This window comes from Scandinavium sp. M-37, assembly GCF_043558715.1.
Classification (GTDB): Bacteria; Pseudomonadota; Gammaproteobacteria; order Enterobacterales; family Enterobacteriaceae; genus Scandinavium; species Scandinavium vulneris_A.
The window spans coordinates 159794-175029 of the sequence record NZ_JBIGIN010000004.1 but is presented as its reverse complement, the minus strand read 5'-3'; the positions used below and the strand labels follow the sequence as shown (position 1 = coordinate 175029).

The 15236-nt window shown below is 52.8% G+C and carries 15 protein-coding genes and 1 tRNA gene; 9 read left to right on the top strand and 7 right to left on the bottom strand.

Annotation, left to right across the window (positions count from 1 at the left end; genetic code table 11):
* Positions 1 to 51 precede the first annotated feature (51 nt).
* On the bottom strand, positions 52 to 1035 hold the full coding sequence (gene ygfZ / locus ACG0Z5_RS05380; RefSeq protein WP_394445910.1) for a tRNA-modifying protein YgfZ: 984 nt from the start codon (positions 1033 to 1035) through the stop codon (positions 52 to 54).
* Positions 1036 to 1282: 247 nt separating this feature from the next.
* Between ygfZ and sdhE the strand changes: the two genes are divergently transcribed.
* Together sdhE and ACG0Z5_RS05370 are read left to right on the top strand one after the other, a co-directional pair.
* A complete protein-coding gene (gene sdhE, locus ACG0Z5_RS05375; RefSeq protein WP_394445909.1) occupies positions 1283 to 1549 on the top strand; it encodes an FAD assembly factor SdhE in 267 nt (88 codons plus the stop codon).
* Complete coding sequence (locus ACG0Z5_RS05370; protein WP_394445907.1) at positions 1530 to 1940, top strand: protein YgfX; 411 nt, start codon at positions 1530 to 1532, stop codon at positions 1938 to 1940. Before sdhE ends, ACG0Z5_RS05370 begins: the two co-directional genes overlap by 20 nt.
* Positions 1941 to 1948: 8 nt before the next feature.
* Here ACG0Z5_RS05370 and fldB read toward each other — a convergent pair whose 3' ends face one another.
* Positions 1949 to 2470 carry a flavodoxin FldB gene (gene fldB / locus ACG0Z5_RS05365; protein WP_394445906.1) on the bottom strand — a complete coding sequence of 174 codons (522 nt, stop codon included), beginning with the start codon at positions 2468 to 2470 and terminating at the stop codon, positions 1949 to 1951.
* Between the two features lie 100 nt (positions 2471 to 2570).
* Here fldB and xerD point away from each other — a divergent pair, with 100 nt between their 5' ends.
* The 5 genes from xerD (at position 2571) to lysS (ending at position 8664) form a co-directional block, all read left to right on the top strand.
* Complete coding sequence (gene xerD, locus ACG0Z5_RS05360; protein WP_394445905.1) at positions 2571 to 3467, top strand: site-specific tyrosine recombinase XerD; 897 nt, start codon at positions 2571 to 2573, stop codon at positions 3465 to 3467.
* A 28-nt stretch (positions 3468 to 3495) separates the two neighbouring features.
* Entirely contained in the window at positions 3496 to 4209 is a 714-nt protein-coding gene (gene dsbC / locus ACG0Z5_RS05355; RefSeq protein WP_394445904.1) for a bifunctional protein-disulfide isomerase/oxidoreductase DsbC, read from the top strand.
* A 5-nt stretch (positions 4210 to 4214) separates the two neighbouring features.
* Positions 4215 to 5948: a single-stranded-DNA-specific exonuclease RecJ gene (gene recJ, locus ACG0Z5_RS05350; RefSeq protein ID WP_394445903.1), complete on the top strand. Its 1734-nt coding sequence runs from the start codon at positions 4215 to 4217 to the stop codon at positions 5946 to 5948.
* A 90-nt stretch (positions 5949 to 6038) separates the two neighbouring features.
* Positions 6039 to 7137, top strand: a protein-coding gene (gene prfB, locus ACG0Z5_RS05345; RefSeq protein WP_319628516.1) for a peptide chain release factor 2 whose coding sequence is annotated in 2 segments (ribosomal slippage) — positions 6039 to 6113 and positions 6115 to 7137 — 1098 coding nt in all. Because the reading frame shifts where the segments join, the coding sequence is not laid out codon by codon here.
* Between the two features lie 9 nt (positions 7138 to 7146).
* Positions 7147 to 8664 (top strand): lysine--tRNA ligase, encoded by a 1518-nt coding sequence (gene lysS, locus ACG0Z5_RS05340; RefSeq protein WP_394445902.1) that lies wholly within the window; start codon positions 7147 to 7149, stop codon positions 8662 to 8664.
* 46 nt (positions 8665 to 8710) lie between these two features.
* On the opposite strand, the gene idi is transcribed toward lysS, so the two are convergent.
* Entirely contained in the window at positions 8711 to 9265 is a 555-nt protein-coding gene (gene idi, locus ACG0Z5_RS05335) for an isopentenyl-diphosphate Delta-isomerase (RefSeq protein ID WP_394445901.1), read from the bottom strand.
* Positions 9266 to 9498: 233 nt separating this feature from the next.
* Between idi and actS the strand changes: the two genes are divergently transcribed.
* Both actS and ACG0Z5_RS05325 read left to right on the top strand, forming a co-directional pair.
* Positions 9499 to 10206: an amidase activator ActS gene (actS, locus tag ACG0Z5_RS05330; protein ID WP_394445900.1), complete on the top strand. Its 708-nt coding sequence runs from the start codon at positions 9499 to 9501 to the stop codon at positions 10204 to 10206.
* 93 nt (positions 10207 to 10299) lie between these two features.
* Positions 10300 to 10373, top strand: a tRNA-Gly gene (locus tag ACG0Z5_RS05325).
* Positions 10374 to 10456: 83 nt separating this feature from the next.
* Here ACG0Z5_RS05325 and ACG0Z5_RS05320 read toward each other — a convergent pair.
* The 4 genes from ACG0Z5_RS05320 to ACG0Z5_RS05305 are packed head-to-tail and all read right to left on the bottom strand — an operon-like array spanning position 10457 to position 15118.
* Positions 10457 to 11407, bottom strand: a complete 951-nt coding sequence (locus ACG0Z5_RS05320) for an aminoimidazole riboside kinase (RefSeq protein WP_394445899.1) — start codon at positions 11405 to 11407, stop codon at positions 10457 to 10459.
* 31 nt (positions 11408 to 11438) lie between these two features.
* Positions 11439 to 12452 carry an OmpG porin family protein gene (locus ACG0Z5_RS05315; RefSeq protein WP_394445898.1) on the bottom strand — a complete coding sequence of 338 codons (1014 nt, stop codon included), beginning with the start codon at positions 12450 to 12452 and terminating at the stop codon, positions 11439 to 11441.
* Positions 12453 to 12464: 12 nt separating this feature from the next.
* A complete protein-coding gene (locus ACG0Z5_RS05310; RefSeq protein ID WP_394445897.1) occupies positions 12465 to 13958 on the bottom strand; it encodes a family 43 glycosylhydrolase in 1494 nt (497 codons plus the stop codon).
* 14 nt (positions 13959 to 13972) lie between these two features.
* Positions 13973 to 15118 (bottom strand): OmpG porin family protein, encoded by a 1146-nt coding sequence (locus ACG0Z5_RS05305; protein ID WP_394445961.1) that lies wholly within the window; start codon positions 15116 to 15118, stop codon positions 13973 to 13975.
* Between the last annotated feature and the right edge of the window lie 118 nt (positions 15119 to 15236).

Genomic DNA, 15236 nt, shown 5'->3' with positions numbered 1-15236 from the left:
GCTTTGTATAAAATTGCTGTCGCCGGGGGAATTAATCCGGCGACAGGTCAGTCAGACGTCTTCGAGTGAGTATGGCAGAGGTTCAATGCGCAGCGAGCCGGAATCCTCACGCACGCGGAAGACGCTGTCGGGCTCCATATCGTTGTTCATGACCACCTGAACACGCACGCTGCCGTCATCCAACTGCACAGCAGCCAGAACCGTACCGGTGCGACGCCAGTTCTCACCCATTTGCATTTCCAGGTCTTCACCCGCTTCCGGTACGCGGCTGGCACTGCCTGCCAACGACCATAGCGCGCGTTTGTTGGCTCCGCGGAATTTCGCGCGCGCCACCATTTCCTGGCCGGTATAGCAGCCTTTCTTAAAGCTGATGCCGCCCAGTGCCTGAATATTGGTCGCCTGTGGAATAAACTGCGCGCTGTTAACGGTGTCGATTACCGGTAAACCCGCCTCAATATTGAGGGCCAGCCACTGCTGGCTGTTATTCAGTGCTGCTTCGCCACGCAATGCGTCGGTGACGCGTTGGGCGGTTTCTTCACTGACGACCAGTAAGAAACGCTCGGCAGGGTGTTCCAGCCACAGCAGGGCGCTGTCGCCGTCGCGAACAACCTGATTCTCGCCGTCAGGCAGGGTGGAAAAAACGTTCGCCAGTGCGGCACGGGCCTGGAAGCCGGCCACGCCCAGCAGCACACGAGTGTCGTCAGCGGCAATGGTGACCTTCGAGAACACCGCGTATTTTTTGAGTTCGGTCAGCTGTAAATCGCGCAGGCTACGACGCTCAATCCAGGCAAAACCTTCCGGCTCGCGGAACAGACGCAGATTGCTCCACATTTTGCCTTTGGCATCACAGTGCGCCACCAGTAAATGCTGGTGCTCAGTCATTTGCGCGACATCCGCCGTCACCTGGCCTTGCAGATAACTTTCGCCGTCTTTGCCGGTAATGGTCGCCAGCGCCCAGTCATCGAGGGTCATCAGCGTTAACGGCAGACGTGCAGAAGAAGAGGGCTGACGCGGAGGAAAAGGAGTAAAAGCCATAGTCATATCCTGAATAGCTTAACGCAACGTTAATGACTAATGGTAAAAGAGCTATTGCGCATTGCAAGCGCTTTCCGAAGCCCATTTGTGCCATTATTCTGTTTTACGGCGCGGCGCGGAAAATAATGTAACACCCTTCAGTTCGTGAGGTATTTCTCTGAAACCGCGCCGCATTAAACAATATTCCTGTAAAGTAAGTGAATAAAACGCGTTAAACTACTCTGTATCGATATTCAGGAAGGACAACATGGACATCAACAATAAAGCCAGAATCCATTGGGCATGCCGTCGGGGAATGCGCGAGCTCGATATTTCCATCATGCCGTTTTTTGAGTATGAGTACGACACGCTGAGCGACAGCGATAAAGCGCTGTTTATTCGCCTTCTGGAAAGTGATGACCCGGATCTGTTTAACTGGCTGATGAATCACGGCAAGCCTGCGGATGCGGAACTGCAACGGATGGTGCAACTTATTCAAACACGGAATCGGGAACGTGGTCCTGTGGCAATCTGATTTACGCGTCTCATGGCGCGCGCAGTGGGTCTCTTTATTACTCCACGGTCTGGTGGCGGGTTTTATCTTGCTGATGCCCTGGCCGCTAAACTACACCCCGTTATGGCTCCTGTTGCTGTCGCTGGTGGTGTTTGACTGCGTGCGCAGCCAGCGGAGAATTAACAGCTGTCAGGGGGAGATAAAACTGCTGATGGATTCCCGTCTGCGCTGGCAAAACCAGGAGTGGGATCTGCTCGGCACGCCCTGGGTGCTGAATAGCGGCATGATGCTGCGCCTGCGTCGGGTTGGTAGTCGTAAGAAAACGCACCTGTGGCTGGCGGCAGACAGCATGGATTCGGGGGAGTGGCGGGATTTGCGCCGGACGATTTTACAACAGCCAGCGCAACAGTAACGATAACGTCAGGAGAACTGTTCGGCCATTTCGCCGAGGATCTGTTCGCACCAGCTTTGCAGACGCTCGTCGCTGAGGTCGTATTGATTGGTCTCATCCAGCGCCAGGCCGACAAACAGTTGGCCATCGGCAATGACCGGTTTCGGGCTGGTGAACTCATAGCCTTCCGTCGGCCAGTAGCCGATGAACTTCACGGCTTTGGTGGCGAGCTTGTCATGCAGCATACCCAGGGCGTCGAGGAACCACTCGCCGTAGCCTAACTGGTCGCCCATGCCGTAAAGTGCCACGATTTTACCGTCCAGTTTCAGGTTATCCAGCTGTTCCCAGACCGCTTCCCAGTCTTCCTGAATCTCACCAAAATCCCAGGTGGGAATGCCGAGGATCAGCACGTCATACTGCTCCATCAGCGCCGGGGAATCATCTTTCAGATTATGCAACGTCACCAGCTCTGCGCCGATTATGTCGCGGATCTTCTCCGCCGCCATTTCGGTGTAACAGGTACTGGAACCGTAAAACAGTCCAATTTTCATCGCGAAAACTCTCAGTGCTTGCTATGTCTTCGCGCTAGTGTATCAGAAAGGTGCCACCTTAAGGCATAATGAGGCTGAATGCCGCTTCCAGGAGGCTGATGTGGAAAAGGATCTCGCACAAATCGAACATTTTCTCGATGCGCTTTGGCTGGAGAAAAATCTCGCTGAGAACACGCTCAGCGCCTATCGACGCGATTTAACCATGGTGGTCGAATGGCTGCATAAGCACGGCCTGTCGAGCGAAACCGTGCAGGGTTCGGACCTGCAACAGCTGCTGGCGGAGCGTGTCGAAGGCGGCTACAAGGCTACCAGTTCGGCGCGTTTGCTGAGTGCGATGCGTCGCTTTTTTCAGCATCTGTACCGGGAAAAACTGCGCCCTGACGATCCCAGCGCCCTGTTGGCCTCGCCGAAGCTGCCGCAGCGTTTGCCGAAAGATCTGAGCGAGGCGCAGGTCAGTCGCCTGCTCCAGGCGCCGGTGGTCGATATTCCATTGGAATTGCGCGATAAAGCGATGCTGGAAGTGCTGTACGCCACCGGACTTCGTGTGACGGAGTTAGTTGGGCTGACGATGAGTGATATCAGTCTGCGACAGGGCGTGGTGCGGGTCATTGGCAAGGGCAATAAAGAACGGCTAGTCCCGCTTGGCGAAGAGGCGGTGTACTGGCTGGAGAACTACCTCGAACACGGTCGTCCCTGGTTGTTAAACGGGATATCCATTGATGTGCTGTTTCCCAGCCAGCGCGCGCAGCAGATGACGCGCCAGACCTTCTGGCACCGTATTAAACACTATGCGGTGCTGGCGGGAATCGACAGTGAAAAACTGTCCCCGCACGTGCTGCGCCATGCGTTTGCCACCCATCTGCTCAACCACGGCGCAGACTTGCGCGTGGTGCAGATGCTGCTTGGGCATAGCGACCTGTCGACCACTCAAATTTACACGCACGTCGCCACCGAGCGGCTGCGGCAACTTCATCAACAGCATCACCCTCGAGCGTGAGCTGATAACGGAATACACAGGAAAGGTTATGAAAAAAAGTTTAGCGATGTTCTCCCTGCTGGCAGCTGCACTTTGCGGCACTGCTCACGCTGACGATGCGGCCGTTCAGAAGTCGCTGGCAAAATTGGGCGTGCAGAGCACGGATATCCAGACTTCCCCGGTATCGGGCATGAAAACCGTGCTGACCAACAGCGGCGTGTTGTACGTGACCGAAGATGGCAAGCACATTATCCAGGGCCCGATGTATGACGTCAGCGGCGCGCATCCGGTGAACGTGACCAACCAGCTGCTGATGGGGAAACTGAACGCGCTGGATAAAGAGATGATTGTCTACAAAGCCGCGCAGGAAAAGCACGTGATTACCGTGTTTACCGACATCACCTGCGGCTATTGCCACAAGCTGCATGAAGAGATGAAAGACTACAACGCGCTGGGGATTACCGTACGCTATCTGGCCTTCCCGCGTCAGGGCGTGCAAAGCCCGGCCGAGCAGGACATGAAATCTATCTGGTGTGCGAAAGACCGCAACAAAGCCTTCGATGACGCGATGAACGGCAAAGGCGTACAGCCTGCCAGCTGTGACATTGATATCGCGAAACACTACGCGCTCGGCGTGCAGTTCGGCGTGAACGGCACTCCGGCTATCGTGCTGAACGATGGCTACGTCGTGCCAGGTTATCAGGGGCCGCAGGAAATGAAAGCCTTCCTCGACGAACACAAAAAACAGACCAGCGGTAAATAATCGGCGTGAAACAACCAATACAGCTTCGTCGCCGGGAAGTGGACAGCTCGGCGCAACTGCCTGCGGATCTTCCGCCCTTGCTCCAGCGCCTGTATGCCAGCCGTGGCGTTCTGAGCGCCACCGACCTTGAGCGTAGCGTGAAAGGTATGTTGCCGTGGCAACAGCTTTCCGGCGTGGAGAAGGCGGTCGAGGTGCTTTATAACGCCTTTCGCGAAGGGCTGCGGATTGTGGTGGTGGGCGATTTTGATGCCGATGGTGCCACCAGCACCGCGCTGAGCGTGCTGGGCCTGCGCCAGCTCGGTTGCAGTAATGTCACCTATCTGGTGCCGAACCGGTTTGAAGATGGCTACGGTCTGAGTCCGGAAGTCGTCGATCAGGCGCATGCCCGTGGCGCGCAGCTTATCCTGACCGTCGACAACGGGATTTCCTCCCATGCAGGGGTCGACAGGGCCCATGCGCTGGGCATCCCGGTGCTGGTGACCGATCACCACCTGCCTGGCGATACGCTGCCTGCGGCAGAGGCCATCATCAACCCGAACCTGCGCGATTGCGCCTTCCCGTCGAAATCACTGGCGGGCGTTGGCGTCGCTTTTTACCTGATGCTGGCGCTGCGTACCCATTTGCGCGATCGGGGCTGGTTCGAGGCCCAGGGCATTGCGGTGCCTAATCTGGCCGAGTTGCTCGATTTAGTGGCGCTGGGCACCGTCGCGGATGTGGTTCCGCTCGATGCCAATAACCGCATTCTGACATGGCAAGGACTGAGCCGTATCCGCGCCGGGAAGTGTCGGCCAGGTATTAAGGCGCTGCTGGAAGTGTCTAATCGGAACGCGCAAAAACTGGCGGCCAGCGATTTAGGTTTTGCGCTCGGACCCCGTCTGAACGCCGCCGGTCGTCTGGACGATATGTCCGTCGGGGTGGCGCTGCTGCTGAGCGACAACATCGGCGAAGCGCGTCAGCTGGCCAATGAGCTGGATGCGCTGAACCAGACCCGCAAAGAGATTGAGCAGGGGATGCAGGCTGAAGCCTTGACCCTGTGCGAGAAACTCGAGCGCAGCAGTGAAGCGCTGCCCGGCGGCCTGGCGATGTACCACCCTGAATGGCATCAGGGCGTGGTGGGCATTCTGGCCTCACGCATCAAAGAGCGTTTTCATCGACCGGTGATTGCCTTTGCCCCTGCGGGCGACGGTACGCTGAAAGGTTCCGGGCGGTCGATTCAGGGCCTGCACATGCGTGATGCCCTGGAACGTCTCGATACGCTGTATCCGGGCATGATGATCAAGTTCGGCGGTCACGCGATGGCGGCGGGGTTGTCTCTGGAAGAAGCGCAATTTGATGCGTTCCAACAGCGTTTTGGTGAGCTGGTAACAGAATGGCTGGATCCGGCCCTGTTACAGGGCGAAGTGGTATCCGACGGCCCATTAGCGGCGGCAGAAATGACCATGGAAATCGCGCAGATGCTGCGGGATGCCGGTCCGTGGGGCCAGATGTTCCCGGAACCGCTATTTGATGGGCGGTTCCGTCTGCTGCAACAGCGGCTGGTCGGTGAGCGTCACCTGAAGGTGATGGTCGAACCGCTGGGCGGTGGGCCGCTGCTCGACGGTATTGCGTTCAACGTGGATACCGCCTGCTGGCCGGACAACGGCGTGCGAGAAGTGGAACTGGCCTACAAGCTCGATATTAACGAGTTTCGCGGAAACCGTAGCCTGCAACTGATCATAGACAATATCTGGCCAATTTAGCGTCAGTATTTCCTATAAAAAAGGGCGTGGATCCGTTAAAATCCCGCTCTTATCACCGCATTTTTACAAGCCCAGAAAAGATAAACGACCATGTTTGAAATTAATCCGGTAAAAAATCGCATTCAGGACCTCACGGAGCGCTCCGACGTTCTTAGGGGGTATCTTTGACTATGATGCCAAGAAAGAGCGTCTGGAAGAAGTAAACGCCGAGCTGGAACAGCCGGATGTGTGGAACGAACCCGAGCGCGCACAGGCGCTGGGTAAAGAGCGTTCCTCACTCGAAGCCATCGTCGACACGCTCGATCAGATGGCGCAAGGTTTGGAAGACGTCTCCGGCCTGCTGGAATTGGCTGTTGAAGCCGATGACGAAGAAACCTTCAATGAAGCCGTTGCCGAGCTTGACGTGCTCGACGAAAAACTGGCTCAGCTGGAATTCCGCCGTATGTTCTCCGGCGAATATGACAGCGCCGATTGCTACCTTGATATTCAGGCGGGTTCCGGCGGCACAGAAGCCCAGGACTGGGCCAGCATGCTGATGCGTATGTATCTGCGCTGGGCTGAAGCTCGCGGTTTCAAAACCGAAATTATCGAAGAGTCTGAAGGCGAAGTGGCGGGCATCAAATCCGTGACTATCCGTATTCAGGGTGAATACGCCTTTGGCTGGCTGCGTACCGAAACAGGCGTTCACCGCCTGGTGCGTAAGAGCCCGTTCGACTCCGGCGGTCGCCGTCATACCTCTTTCAGTTCCGCGTTTGTCTACCCGGAAGTGGACGACGATATTGATATCGAAATCAACCCGGCAGATTTGCGTATCGACGTGTACCGCGCCTCCGGTGCCGGTGGTCAGCACGTTAACCGTACAGAATCTGCGGTGCGTATTACCCACCTTCCAACTAACACCGTGACTCAGTGCCAGAACGACCGTTCGCAGCATAAGAACAAAGATCAGGCGATGAAGCAGATGAAAGCGAAGCTGTACGAGCTGGAAATGCAGAAGAAAAATGCTGAGAAGCAGGCGGCGGAAGAAAACAAATCGGATATCGGTTGGGGCAGCCAGATTCGTTCCTACGTACTGGACGATTCCCGTATCAAAGACTTGCGAACCGGCGTTGAAACCCGCAATACGCAGGCGGTACTGGACGGTAGTCTCGACCAATTTATCGAAGCAAGTTTGAAAGCAGGGCTATGAGGAACCAATATGTCTGAACAACAAGCACAGGGCGCTGACGAAGTCGTCGATCTTAATAACGAACTGAAATCCCGTCGTGAGAAGCTGGCGGCGCTGCGTGAGCAGGGCATTGCATTCCCGAACGATTTCCGTCGCGGAAACATCTCCGACCAGCTGCACGCCGAATTCGGCGCAAAAGAAAATGAAGAGCTGGAAGCGCTGAACGTTGAAGTGACCGTTGCTGGCCGCATGATGACCCGTCGTATTATGGGTAAAGCGTCGTTCGTGACTCTGCAGGACGTGGGTGGTCGCATTCAGCTGTACGTGGCCCGTGACGATCTGCCTGAAGGCGTTTATAACGACCAGTTCAAGAAATGGGACCTGGGCGATATTCTCGGCGCAAAAGGTAAGCTGTTCAAAACCAAAACCGGTGAGCTGTCCATCCACTGTACTGAACTGCGTCTGCTGACCAAAGCCCTGCGTCCGCTGCCGGATAAATTCCACGGTCTGCAGGATCAGGAAGCGCGCTACCGTCAGCGTTACCTGGATCTCATCTCTAACGATGAATCCCGCAAAACCTTCCAGATCCGTTCCCAGATCCTGGCCGGGATCCGCCAGTTCATGGTTGGCCGTGGCTTTATGGAAGTGGAAACCCCGATGATGCAGGTGATCCCGGGTGGCGCATCTGCGCGTCCGTTCATTACCCATCACAATGCCCTGGACCTCGACATGTACCTGCGCATCGCGCCGGAACTGTATCTGAAGCGTCTGGTCGTCGGTGGCTTCGAACGTGTGTTCGAAATCAACCGTAACTTCCGTAACGAAGGTATCTCCGTACGTCATAACCCAGAGTTCACCATGATGGAACTCTATATGGCTTACGCGGATTACAAAGACCTGATCGAGCTGACCGAATCCCTGTTCCGTACGCTGGCACAGAACATCCTCGGCAACACTGAAGTGCCCTATGGCGAGCAGACCTTCGATTTCGGCAAACCGTTCGTGAAGCTGACCATGCGCGAAGCTATCAAGAAATACCGTCCGGAAACCAACATGGCCGATCTGGATAACTTCGAAGCAGCGAAGGCCATTGCGGCTGACGTAGGTATCAAAGTTGAGAAGAGCTGGGGTCTGGGCCGCGTTGTCACTGAGATCTTCGAAGAAGTTGCAGAAGCGCATCTGATTCAGCCAACCTTCATCACCGAATATCCGGCAGAAGTGTCTCCGTTGGCGCGTCGTAACGACGAGAACCCGGAAATTACCGATCGCTTTGAATTCTTCATCGGCGGCCGTGAAATCGGCAACGGCTTTAGCGAGCTGAACGATGCAGAAGATCAGGCGCAGCGCTTCCTGGATCAGGTGAATGCGAAAGCTGCTGGCGATGACGAAGCGATGTTCTATGACGAAGACTACGTGACCGCTCTGGAGCACGGCCTGCCGCCGACAGCAGGTCTGGGTATTGGTATCGACCGTATGGTTATGCTGTTTACCAACAGCCACACTATCCGTGACGTTATCCTGTTCCCGGCAATGCGTCCGACCAAGTAAGTTTCTGAGAAAGTGAAAACCCCGAAGTCTTGGCTTCGGGGTTTTTTTATGTCTGTTGTGTCGCGAAACGGGTCAGCTGCTTTCGCATTTGCGGCGAGCTAGCCTGTAACACCATCCAGGGACTGAAAGCCCAGGGCGTGGCATCCAGCGAAGCGAATATAGCCTGAGGCGAGACCCAGCGGCCTTCAAGTACCTCGTTGTGATTGAGTTCAAGCGTGTTAGTCAGGCGCGCGGCGTAGACCGGGCAGAGTTCATTCTCGACGATACCGGACGGGTCGGTTTCACGGTAACGAAACGCCGGGAGTACCGGCGTTATGTCCGCCAACTCAGCGCCCACTTCAAAACGACAGCGGCGACGTAACGCTTGTTCAAAAGTTTCACCTTCCTGAGGGTGACCGCAAACTGAGTTGGTCCACACTCCGGGCCAGGCTTTTTTCGCCAGCGCCCGACGGGTCAGTAACAATTGGCCCTGATCATTGAACAGCCAGCAGGAAAACGCCAGATGCAGTGGGGTACAGGCATGATGGGCCGAATGCTTTTCCTGTGTGCCGCAAATCTCACCCTGCTCATCGACTAAAATCACATGTTCTTGCTTGCTCATACCCTCTCCGGACTGAAAGACCCAACCTACGGGCTGGGTCTATTATACGACAATCTCTAACGGGCAGAATGCCCGGTGTGGCAGAGAAACCTGATGCCAGGGTATATCCGCAGCTTTTGTCAAAACACCGTTCATCAAAAAGCATGCTAACCATTGGCATACGGGTTATGGCTGGTATCATATGCCATCCGTTTGACTGACACCGAGGACTCGCTTTGAGAGCAGGACGCCTGATGAAACACCCTATACGCCTATTTCTGTGCCTGTTTATTGGGCTGGTTCTGGCTGGTTGTTCCGGCAATAAATCCGGCTCAGACGGGGTCTACACCGTTAAACGCGGCGATACCTTATTTAAAATATCGCGCATGACCGGAACCAGTGTGCGAGACCTGGCCCGCATGAACGGTATTTCGCCGCCGTACACCATTGAAATCGGGCAGCGGCTGAAGGTTAAAGGAAGTTCGGGCACGAAAAAATCTTCCGGCGGTAGCCGCACGGCGAAGGTAACGCCGTCGTCTGCGGTACCGCAGTCGTCATGGCCACCGGTGGGACAACGCTGCTGGCGTTGGCCAACAAGTGGGAAAGTGGTGATGCCCTATTCCACGGCCGATGGCGGCAATAAAGGGATTGATATCGCGGGCTCTCGCGGTCAGCCGGTTTATGCCTCGGGCGCAGGGAAGGTGGTCTACGTCGGCAACCAGCTGCGCGGCTACGGTAACCTGATCATGATTAAGCACAGTGAAGATTACATCACCGCCTATGCGCACAACGATAAAATGATGGTCAATAACGGTCAATCGGTGAAAATCGGCCAGCAGATTGCCACCATGGGCAGCAGCGATGCCGATTCGGTGAAGCTACATTTCCAGATTCGCTATCGCGCCACCGCCATCGATCCGCTGCGCTATTTACCGCCACAGGGCAGCAAGCCAAAGTGCTAATCGGTTATATTATCGCCACTTAGACGCAGAAAGGCTTGTCAGTGAAGGCGTTAAGTCTATAATGCCTTCACCCCTTTCACGGGGACGCCTTATGCGGGTGTAGTTCAATGGTAGAACGGTAGCTTCCCAAGCTGCATACGAGGGTTCGATTCCCTTCACCCGCTCCAAACTTACCTTTCCTTAATGCTATCCATCAAACCACTACGTTTTAGTGCGACCAACATGAGCATTTAGCTTGCAGTTATCATGATTAACGGTTTTTCACCTCGTAGTCCGGTAGCGAAAATTCAGTAATAAAGGCATCAAGCGCGTGGCTGTCCGGCAGTGCGGTCAGTGCACCTTTGCGGGTTGTTGCGAGCGCACCGCAGGCACTGGCCTGAGCAATAGCCTGATGTATCTGTTCAAAACGCTCTGGCATCCCATTATGTGCAATCCAGGCCAGCAAGCCAGCGACGAAAGCATCGCCAGCCCCGGTCGTATCAATACTGTCGATGGTATAACCGTTGAAATGGATGACGCTGTGTCGCCATATCACCATGGCACCTTGCGCCCCGTAGGTCACGATTTTCAGTTGAGCAGGGAGTGCTTTAAGGGCGTCAAGCGCACAGGTAAAATCGTAGGTGTCTGTAAGCCAGTACCATTCTTCTTCTGAGAGTTTAAGAATGTCGGCCTGCGATGAAAAATGGCGTACTGTCTCGACCATTGCTTGCTTATCAGGCCACATTTGCTCGCGTAAATTCACATCGAAACTCAGTAATCCTCCGCGCTGTTTAACGTTGCCGATAGCGGTGATCAGCGTATTACGACAAATTTCGCCGACCAGCGCCAAAGAACAAAAGTGCAGAATATCGTCGCTAAAGTCTGGAAGGACATCGGGTGTTAAAAATTGATCTGCTGAGGGGCTGGTTAAAAATGTAAATCCGCGCTCCCCACCGCTGTTGAGTGAAACCAGCACCGTACTGGTTCTGTGCTCGCTATCTAACTGCAGACTGGCGGTTGATACGCCTGAGTCAGACAACGTTTTTTTTAGGAAACGACCAAAATCGTCTTCACCCACTCGGCCAATAAAACCACTTTGGCAGCGTAAACGTGCCGTACCGACCGCAACATTAAATGGGGCACCTCCTGCGCAGGCTTGATACTGCATATCTGAAAGCGGTAGAAGATCGACCACCGCGTCGCCAAGAGTCCAGATATTCATGACATTTCCTCAATGATAATTAACGTATTTGTTAAAAGTTATAATCCAGCATCAGCTTATATTCGGTGGTGATGGCATCACCGTTAGTGACCCAACTACCGCTCTGGTTTATCAGGGCGCCGGTAACTTCCCCGGACACTGTAAAACGGGAGGTTAAGGGGTAGTTTGCTGACACCTTCATGAATCGGTTACGAGTATTCTGGAAAACTTCACCATCTTCAGGCTGAGCATTGTTTTTCTTATAATGTCCATACCCGCCGCTGAGCGTTGTGGATAATTTCCCCCAGTTGCGCCAGACGCCAAATGAAGTGGTCCAGCTTTTTTCGTCGATATCCCCCCATTGCGCGCGGTCTAAAATAGAAGAGGCGAATTGCTGGCGAAACCAGACCCCGGTGGTGTTGTTAATAATATATTGGACGCCAGGTTCAATCTGAAATGAGCGTACGTCACGATCATTCTGCGAACCACCGCTGCGGCGATGGTCAATCTGCTGATACAGGTAGTTAAAGAATGAGAAATTGTCGGTAACACGCAAATCGGTAAAGAATTTGACGCGTCCCTGCCAGCGATCCTCGATTGACGCACTTCCCCCCATAACATCCCAACCGTAACGCAGACGCTTGTAGAAATATTCATGGCCGATAATCAACTGAGTCCACTGATTCTGGCTGAGGTAAGTCTGGTCCTCCCATGGCCCGTTATAGTTGGTGGTTCTGCCCTCAGAGAAAGCCAGATACCAACCGGGTAACGCGTCGTGACGCATCACCCCTTGCACAAACGTCAATGAATCATTGCCACTGTGGAAATGGCTGTTCCGCCAGTTATTATCCTCAATGGCATATTTCATTTTAAGCTGGCCATGTACGCGGCCACCGGCAGGATTGGAGGAACGCGTTGAGGTCCACATGACATCTTCATCCAGATATGACCACGGATCGACGGCAATAACGTTTCCCGACAAATCCTTCATGATACTCATACTCGCATTCGCCAGCGCCGGAAACAGAAGAGAAAAAATAACAGACAGGGCATGATAACTTTTCATAATAATATCCCGTTAAATCATTTCTTTTATTTTCAGCGACGCGTGAAAATTATCGTTTTGAGGTAGGCTAATACTCCATGCTTTATCCTGCATGGAGTACATTCGGGTACTGAATGCCGCTTTATTGTTGATATAAAAAACAGCAATTGAGTTTTGAATCAGGACACGTAACTCAATTTTTTCACCGAGCGGAACATTCACCCAGGATTCAGCGTTAGCCAGGTGAATTGTCGCCAGCGGCGCATTGAAAAAATAGACTTTACCTTTGCTCTTATTGAACACAACGTTGAGCATTGCATCACTGATTCTGTCATCCGCCAGGCCAAAGCTCATGACCATTCCGGCAGAGGGAATATCAATGGTGGCGCTTAACTCACCTCGTTTGGGCAGGGGTGGATACACCGCAGACTGTAAGGGACCGAACGGCGTTGCCGTTTTTAGCCTTTTATCGTTCTCTAAGGTCGTCACCGGACCCGGGTTGTCGTTGATGACCGTTTCAAGCTCCTGCGGGAGAATGCTATTGAGCTGACCCTTGTCATCTGCCGTTAGCTCATGAGCAACCAGATTTCCTGCCCAGTCAATGTTGCCGCTATCGCGGTTTCCCGCTTTGGTGGGGATCCAGCCGAAAACAAACAGGCGATCGTTTTTGAGCGCCAGTTTACCCGCGTAAAAACCCGAGCCATCGACCACATAATTATCCATTTTCCGCCACGGCCCATCCGGATTATCCGCGACCCGATATTGGGTCAGGCGTAGCGGCCATTGGTCGCTAAAGCTGAGATACCAACGTCCGTTGAAGAACACAAGCGTAGGGCATTCGAGGTTGGCATTGCTGGTAATGGTGTCGTTATCAAAAAATACACCTCTGTCTTCCCAGGTCTTTAAATCGGTTGAACTGTACCGGGCAATAACACCGCGACCGTTGCTGCGCGTGGTAATCAACATCCAATATTCTTTCTTTTCTTCAACCCAAACCACATGAGGGTCCCTGAAGTCATTCCCTCGATAGTTACCGCCCGGTAGGATCGTATCCTGTGGGTGTTTTATCCAGTGAAGACGGTCTTTGCTGGTCGCGTGCATAATGGATTCAACCGGAAACACATTTTCATTGTGTGCGGTATACCAGGCATGCCAGGTATCGCCGACTTTAATAATCGAACCGGTTCCCAAGAGTAATTCAGGATCGTCAACGTCGTTGACATAGGGAATTACTTCCGAATGGTTCTGATAATCATATAAATTAGCACTCGACAGCAGGTGAATGGCGTGTACGCCCAGATCGCTGCCACCACGAACATCGTTCAGATAAAAAATATCAAATATGCCATCATTATAAACAGGCATCGGGTCGCCAATAAATGAACCGTCCACCCGTGGGAAAAAATCATTAACATGACTGATGGTTTTATTGTGTAATGTTTCTTTTGACGGCTGCGACCAGGCCGGCATATTTCCAAGCGAAAGCGCCAGTAGAGCGACAGATGCCGCTAAGATTATTTTTTTCATGCTACACCTGAATATCAGAAGTTATAATTCACACCGACCACGGTAAAGGGATTCCATGAGTGTCCGGCAGTTGTCCAGAGTCCGGCTTCTTTGGTAAATTGTGCTTTGAATTCACCGTATAAGCGAACTTCGCCAAAAACCGGGTAACTGATAGTGCCGCCAATAAATTTATATCTACCGTCATAAAAAACTTCTTTGGCATTGCTGGCGTTATCTATTTTGTCCTGCCCGAAGCCCAAATACAGGGAGGTTAACAGAGGGTACCAGTTCCGCCAAAGTCCAGCAGTGACCTTCCATTCTTGTTCAACGATATCGCCCCAGCTTTCACGTTCCTGGCGGTTATAGTAATAATAGGGCCGAAGATACAAACCGAGATCCGGATTTATGCGGTATTGAATGGCAGGTTCTATTTCAAAAATATACTGATTAAGATCGCCATTTCCCGGCTCATTTCCCTGCGGCTGATATTCACCATAAGCATATCCGGCGAGACTCCATTTGTTGGTCAGTCGCAGGTCCTGCCAAACTTTGAATCTGCTTTTCCAGCGTTTCGTTGCCGTTTCGGAACCGGCCATGACTTCTGTACCGATATTACCTCGCCAGGTTTCAAAAATATGACCTACAAAAAACTCATTGATGGTGTTTGTGCCTTTGTAGTCCTGGTTACTGAATTGGCCTTGATAACTGTCTTCCCTGGCATTCCAAAAACCAAAATACCAGTTTGGTAATTCGTCATGTCTTAAAAAGGCCTGAATGGTGGCGAGTTTGAATTTGCCGCTATTTTTCTTATTGTCGCTCCAGCGAACATCATCAATTTCTATTTGAGTCCCGATGTTTCCATGCAGGCCGCCGACTTCCATATTACGACCAATGCTATTCCAGTGAACCGGTGGGTCTTCCTGTCTTAAACGCAATAGACTGACATCTTCCGGATTATCCATTTCGTTTTTGGTGTTCACTTTAGCTGTTTTATCCACAGCAACAGGTGATGATGCCGCGCTAAGGGGCAATGGCTCTTTTTCTTTTTGTGCAGGTGATGCATTCGTTACTTTAGTGTCAGTTTCATCTTGAAAATAGCTTTGATAGTTTCCTGTATAACTTTCTGGCTGTTCTATGGTTTCTTCAGCAATGACAGGAAATGCCGCTAATGTCAGCATCATTGCCAGCGTCTGCTTTCTTGAAATGAATATGCTTTTATTTATCGCTGTAGTGCGATGTTGAGGTGTTAATATTTCTTCCATTTTGCTATCTCATTATCCCAGACAATAAAATGCCAGC